General features: G+C 53.5%; 4 protein-coding genes and 1 pseudogene. 2 read left to right on the top strand and 3 right to left on the bottom strand.

The window, feature by feature from the left end:
* Positions 1–754, bottom strand: a 754-nt coding sequence (locus tag VU18_RS19170; RefSeq protein ID WP_047757713.1) for a spore germination protein, incomplete at its 3' end; no start/stop codon positions are given.
* Positions 755–894: 140 nt separating this feature from the next.
* On the opposite strand from VU18_RS19170, the gene VU18_RS04145 reads away from it, so the two are divergent.
* A complete protein-coding gene (locus VU18_RS04145) occupies positions 895–2,505 on the top strand; it encodes a methyl-accepting chemotaxis protein (protein ID WP_014195295.1) in 1,611 nt (536 codons plus the stop codon).
* A 59-nt stretch (positions 2,506–2,564) separates the two neighbouring features.
* Here VU18_RS04145 and VU18_RS04140 read toward each other — a convergent pair.
* Both VU18_RS04140 and VU18_RS04135 read right to left on the bottom strand, forming a co-directional pair.
* Positions 2,565–3,576: pseudogene (locus VU18_RS04140) on the bottom strand (hypothetical protein); the annotation flags it as partial.
* A gap of 136 nt (positions 3,577–3,712) precedes the next feature.
* Entirely contained in the window at positions 3,713–4,459 is a 747-nt protein-coding gene (locus tag VU18_RS04135; protein ID WP_025039183.1) for a FixH family protein, read from the bottom strand.
* Between the two features lie 267 nt (positions 4,460–4,726).
* Here VU18_RS04135 and VU18_RS04130 point away from each other — a divergent pair.
* Positions 4,727–6,454: ATP-dependent Clp protease ATP-binding subunit (locus tag VU18_RS04130; protein ID WP_047757696.1), on the top strand; the 1,728-nt coding region annotated here is incomplete at its 3' end.

Below are 6,454 nucleotides of genomic sequence, written 5' to 3'. Positions count from 1 at the left end.
GCCCCGACACAAGCGCATAAATGGCCCGGTCGATCCGCTCGGTCGAGATAAAAAGAGGAAACGGTGTCCGCGAATTGTCCGCGAGCAGCTGATCCAAAATAGCGTTGTCAAACACGACGTCAAAATGAATGGACTCAAGCCGCTGCGTCACCGTTTGAATGACTTCCGGATTAACGACACCGTCGATGTAGGCGATGATCACTTTCGTTTTCGACATCGAACCGATCGACATTTCCCGAAACACAAGATTTGGCGTCACCACTTGCCGGCGGATGAGATGCAAGTTGACGCCGACATTTTCCACAAATCCGACTTTGGGCCCAACGACGCTGAATTCGTTTTCCGAATCATTGTTTTCCCGAAGCCCCAAATTTTCAGCCGCGGCGCCCATGAGCGCCGCTTTGTTCGGTTGCTCGCGGAATGTAACAGCGACAAACCCTTTCAGCACCTTCTCTTCAATCAGCGCCGTGTCTTCGCTCACTTCAATGCGCTGAATCGGCACGATTTGCTGCAAGTCTTCCAATCGGACGTTCGGATGCTGGGGAATGTCGTTTTGCAAATGGCAAAAAATCCGCTCTTGCAGCACTTGCGGATCAACGAGCGAATCGAAATAGTAAATCGACAGCTCCTTGCCTCCGACAACAAACGACACTTCGACAAAATCGCTCGATTGCCGAAGCTTTTCCCAAAGTTGCGAAAGATTCCTCTGTGCGGGGCGCTTTTTCTTTTTCTTCCAAAACGAGAACCAACCCACGATGATCCCCTCGCCTTTCCGTTTACGGCATAGTCTTCCAATCGATCGATATTTTTATGCATCCCCCTTTCATCCTATTGATTCGACAAAATCTTCTATATATTATTGAAAATAGACAAATAAAAAAAGGAGAATCGTCTATGAACAAATTGACGAAACGGCGCCGGGCAAAACAGGCGTTAAAAAAAGTAACAGCAACGGCGGAAGCACTGCGGCGGTCCATCGACCGAACGCGCCCGCTTGAAGAGCAGCTCGACCGCATCCGCGCCTTGTTGGATGAACAGCTTGGCCATGATGAATATTTTGTTCTTGTCGATGAAAACGGATACGGACTCGTTCATACGAACCGCCTCCGCGAGGGAAGGGTGTTTGCCGACCCGGTCGGGCTGGCTGCCGCCCGCACGAACGAGCCGCTCTTGCAAGTGTACGAACGCGATACAGGCGAAGTGTTGATTGACGCCAGCTGCCCGCTTTGGACGGAGCCGGGCGGAAGGCGGATCAATTTGCGGATGGGGCGGCTCATGCACCGTCCGTATTTGCAATGGGCGTTAGCAAGCATCGCCATCGCGCCCGCAGCCGTTGGGCTGGCCGCTTCCATCGCAGGGGCGCCGCCCGTTTTGGCCGCGCTGTGCGCCGCTGCGGTTGGGCTTGGGCTTGGCGCCGCCTGGCATCGGGCCATTGCCGCCCAGCTTCGCCATTGGTACAGCGTCACCCGCACTGTCTCCTCGGGTCAATTGCGGACAGAAGTGAAAACGACGGGAAAACGGGATGAATTTCATCAAATCGCCTACGAAATCAACAAAATGATTCTCGGCATCCGCACGATCATCAATGAGCTTGGCAAAGCGGCCAAAACGGTGCATGATGTCAGCCATGAGCAACAAATGGAAATGCGCCGCCTCTCTGAATCGTTTGACGAAATCGCCGCTGCTGTTGAAACGTTCCGCGAAGGGGCGAAACAACAAACGACCGCTGTCGAACAAGCGGGTGACGTCATCGGGCAGATGGTGGAACGCGTGCAACTCATGCGGGCCGCCGTTGAACGCGTCGTACGGCAAGCGGGCGACGCTTGGTCGTCAGCAGCAGAAGGCATCCGCCTCATTGAGGAAACGAAAACAAACATGGACGCGATGCAGCGCGGCATCGGCGAAATGACTGCCCTCATCGACAAAGCAGCCAATGAAGCAGCGCGCGTTCATGAGATGATCGCCGCCATTCGCACGATCGCCAAACAAACGAACTTGCTCGCCCTAAACGCCTCGATCGAAGCGGCGCGGGCCGGTGAAGCGGGCCGCGGTTTTTCGATCGTCGCCGAAGAAGTCCGAAAGCTCGCTGAAGATACAAACGCGTTCGCCGCTGAAATTTTTGCTTCGCTCGACGCCATGACGAACGCGCTCAAAGAAACGGTGCAAGCTGTACAAGGAAGCGGCCTCCGCGTTGAAACAACGAAAGACTCTCTTTGGAAAACAGGGGAAACGTTCACATCGTTTCAAGGCATGTTCGCCCAACTGAACGACTTGCTTCAGCAAAACGAAGCGTATGTTAACGCCATCACCGCCGATGGCGAGCAGCTCGGCGGACTGATGGAAGACGTACGCACCGTCGCCGCCGATTTTTCAAATATGGTGCAAGAAACGGCGGCGGGGCTTGAGCAACAGACGCTCGCCCTTCACCAGTTGGCGCGGGAAGCCGACACGTTGGCTGCAGCAGCGCGCGATTTAGAAAAAATGATCGCCCGCTTCCACTCATAACGAAACGAAGCCCTTTCGTCCCCCTTCACCAAAAAACTTTGGGGAACGAAAGGGCTCATTTACCGGCGCGGCAGCTGCCGGCGCCAAAGAAGCCACAACAGCACAAGACTCATATAACCAAACAGCGGATAGATGAATGACAGCAGCTCCCCGTAATGAAACGGGCTGACCGCCGCAAACAGCAAAACGAGCAGCACGCCCAGCCATTTCCCGCCAAGCGGCGCCCAAACGCGCACTTGGCGTGCAAGTCCAAACATGCCGCCGATGACCGATGTAAAAATTTCTCCGTAAATGACGACGACATAAAGCCAATACAACACAGTAAAAAACGTATGAACGACTTCGGCCATTGGAATATCATAATCGTCCTTGTGTGGAAACGACAGCAGCACCATATGGTTCAACAGCAGCAAAACCGTCAACACCATTCCGCCTAACATCGCTCCGCGCCTCACCGCTCGCTCATCGGTCGCTTCGCGGGCGATGGGGACAAGCACCGCTTGGGCCATCGCCAAGTTAAAGGCCGCATAGGAAAACGGGGACAACATCGCCTTGAGGGAATAGTCCACCGCAGCCATGTCCGGACGGCACAAATCGCCAGCCACGATTGTTTTCACAAAGGCGATGGCGCTGAACAGCACCATCATCGGCGCGACAAACACGTTGACGCCAAACAGCCCTTTGCGGTCAAACAACATGACAAGAAGCGCCAACCCGAGCGTCAGCGCGACGCCTGCCTGCCGTGTCCAGCCGAGCTGCTCTTCAAACACGGCACCCGCCCCGGCGATCATCACCGCCGTCACCCCCGCGATCATCGCCGTCATCACAAGCGTCACAAACGGACTCAACATTCTTCCGAACAAATAGCGATTCAATTCATCATAGGACGCGGCTCCAATGCGGCGCGCCATCACCATTAGGCGCGCGCCGCCCCATGTGAACAAAACGCCGCTGACCGCCACCCCGATCGTCCCAGCCATTCCGTAGCGGGTAAAAAATTCAATAATTTCCCTGCCAGTCGCAAATCCCGCTCCAATCACCGTGCCGACGTAAACAGCGGCGATTTGCCATNCTTCCGACCATTCCGCTTTCTTCTTCACTGACTGCCCTCTCCTTCTCCTTGTCCGTTGCTTTACTTCCATATATATGTCCGCAGCGGACAAGAAAGACGAGTAGAAAAAAAGGATGCCTCCCTCGGCATCCTTCGTTACTGAACCGTCACTTGTTCGACTTGATGTTCGTGCAGCCCGCCGCTTCCTTCGACGTGCACTTTCACCGAATACGTTCCTTTGTTGGCAAACGTGGCCATTGCTTCGTATTCGCCGTTTCCTTTTTCATCTGCATCCACAAATTCATGCTTATTGTCCGCCTGCCAAATCTCAAAGCGAACGGTGGCGTTCGTAAACGGCTTCCCATCTTTGGTGAGGTGAACGGTCAATGCCGCCGGTTTTCCGGCTTCGAACGAACGGGACGACAGCGAAATGGCGACGGCGCCATGATGATTTTCTTCAGCACTGCCTTGGGAATTTTCGCGCGCACCGTCGGCCGTCGCCGCCTGTTCCGGGTTGCCGGCGACAATATCTTTTTTCGGCATGTTATGCATATCGCGCGCCGTCACATGGGCGACGACCGAATATGTTCCCGCTTGGGTAAATGTTTTTTCCACCGAGTAGCGGCCATCGCCGTCATGCTTCGCTTCAAGCATTTCCCGCTCGCTGCTTCCGTGTTTCCATACTTCAAACTTGACTTCGCTCGCATCGTCCACTTTTTCACCGCCGTACGTCACGACGCAGGCGAGCTTGGTCGGTTTGTTCAAATCGATGTGATCCGGAACATCCATTTTCACTTCAAGCACGGCCGGCGTCTCGGCTTGCTTGTTGTGATTTGTACAAGCAGCCATGATCATCATCCCCAAAAGTACAACAGCAAACGCGAAACCAACATGTCTTCTCATCTTCACCTTTCTCCTTTTTCCTTCAAATTCATGATCATCGTCAGCACCAAAGACGGAGTCTTTTCCGCCTCTTTTTCTGTTTTTCACTTTATCATAGCTTTGCCGCACCTACATTAGTATTCACCATTTTTTCAAAAACATTTCATCGTTATCACAATTTTTTTGTACAAAACACTTGAAAGTCAAAAAAGGTCAAAGTATAATAAAGTCAGAAAGTCAAAGAAAGTCAAAGTCAAATCCCGAATAAGAGAAAAGGGGGTATGTCTCATGCTATGCCAAGCATGCCAACAACGTGAAGCAACAGTGTTTGTCAACTTGCAATGGAACGGGGAAAAACAACAACTTCACCTGTGCCATGAATGCTATGAAAAGCAAAAACAACAACTGTCCATTCCGATGAACTTCGGCTTTTCACCGTTTTCCTTTGATGACTTCTTTACTAGCCCGTTCACAGCCGCCAACGCCGGAATGAGCGCGCCGAAAACGATGGCGAAGCGCCCGCAAAGCCATGGCGGTGGATTTTTGGATCAATTCGGCCGCAACTTGACGCAAATGGCGAAAGCGGGCTTGATCGATCCGGTCATCGGCCGCGACAAAGAAATCGCCCGCGTGATCGAAATTTTAAACCGCCGCAACAAAAACAACCCGGTGTTGATCGGGGAGCCGGGTGTCGGGAAAACAGCCATCGTTGAAGGGCTCGCGCTGAAAATCGCCGAAGGGCAAGTGCCAGAAAAACTGTTGAACAAAGAAGTGTACTTGCTTGACGTCGCTTCGCTTGTTGCCAACACCGGCATCCGCGGCCAGTTTGAAGAGCGGATGAAACGGCTCATCGCCGAATTGCAAGAGCGGAAAAACATCATCTTGTTCATTGACGAAATCCACCTGCTCGTCGGCGCTGGCGCCGCTGAAGGCTCGATGGACGCCGGCAATATTTTAAAACCGGCGCTCGCCCGCGGGGAACTGCAAGTCGTTGGGGCGACGACACTCAAAGAATACCGGCAAATTGAAAAAGACGCGGCTCTTGAGCGCCGCTTCCAACCGGTCATCGTCCACGAGCCGACCGTTGAGGAAGCGATCGCCATCTTAAAAGGCATTCAGCCAAAATATGAACAATTCCATCATGTCCGCTATACGGACGAGGCGATCGAAGCGTGCGTGAAATTGTCGCACCGCTACATTCAAGACCGCTTCCTCCCGGACAAGGCGATCGACTTGTTGGATGAGGCCGGCTCGAAAGCGAACTTGCGCCTCGGCCCGACCGATGAAAAGCAACTGCAAGAGCGATTGATCCAAATCGCGAAAGAAAAAGAACAAGCGGCGAAAGAGGAAAACTATGAACTGGCGGCGAAACTGCGCGCTGAAGAGCTGAAGCTTGAGAAACAACTCGAGCAAGGCGTCACCCAAGAACGCCCAACAGTCGATGTGGCGGACATCGAGCAAATCATTGCCGAGAAAACCGGCATCCCGGTCGGCAAACTGCAAGCCGATGAAAAAGAAAAAATGAAACATCTCGAAGAAAACTTGGCGAAAAAAGTGATCGGCCAAGCGGAAGCGGTGAAAAAAGTCGCCAAGGCGATCCGCCGCAGCCGCGCCGGCTTGAAAGCGAAACACCGCCCGATCGGTTCGTTCTTGTTTGTCGGCCCGACCGGCGTCGGGAAAACGGAGCTCGCCAAAACGCTCGCTGAAGAGCTGTTTGGCACAAAAGACGCCATGATTCGCCTCGATATGAGCGAATACATGGAGAAACATTCGGTCTCGAAGCTGATCGGTTCGCCGCCGGGCTATGTCGGCTTTGAAGAAGCCGGCCAGCTGACAGAAAAAGTGCGCCGCAATCCGTACAGCATCATCTTGCTCGACGAGATTGAAAAAGCGCACCCGGATGTACAGCACATCTTCCTGCAAATTTTGGAAGACGGCCGCTTAACCGACAGCCAAGGCCGCACCGTCAGCTTCAAAGACACCGTCATCATCGCGACAAGCAACGCCGGTGTGACC

The organism is Geobacillus sp. ZGt-1 (assembly GCF_001026865.1).
Lineage (GTDB): Bacteria > Bacillota > Bacilli > Bacillales > Anoxybacillaceae > Geobacillus > Geobacillus thermoleovorans.
Note: the sequence above shows the minus strand (reverse complement) of the source record. Positions and strands in the feature narration are given on the sequence as shown.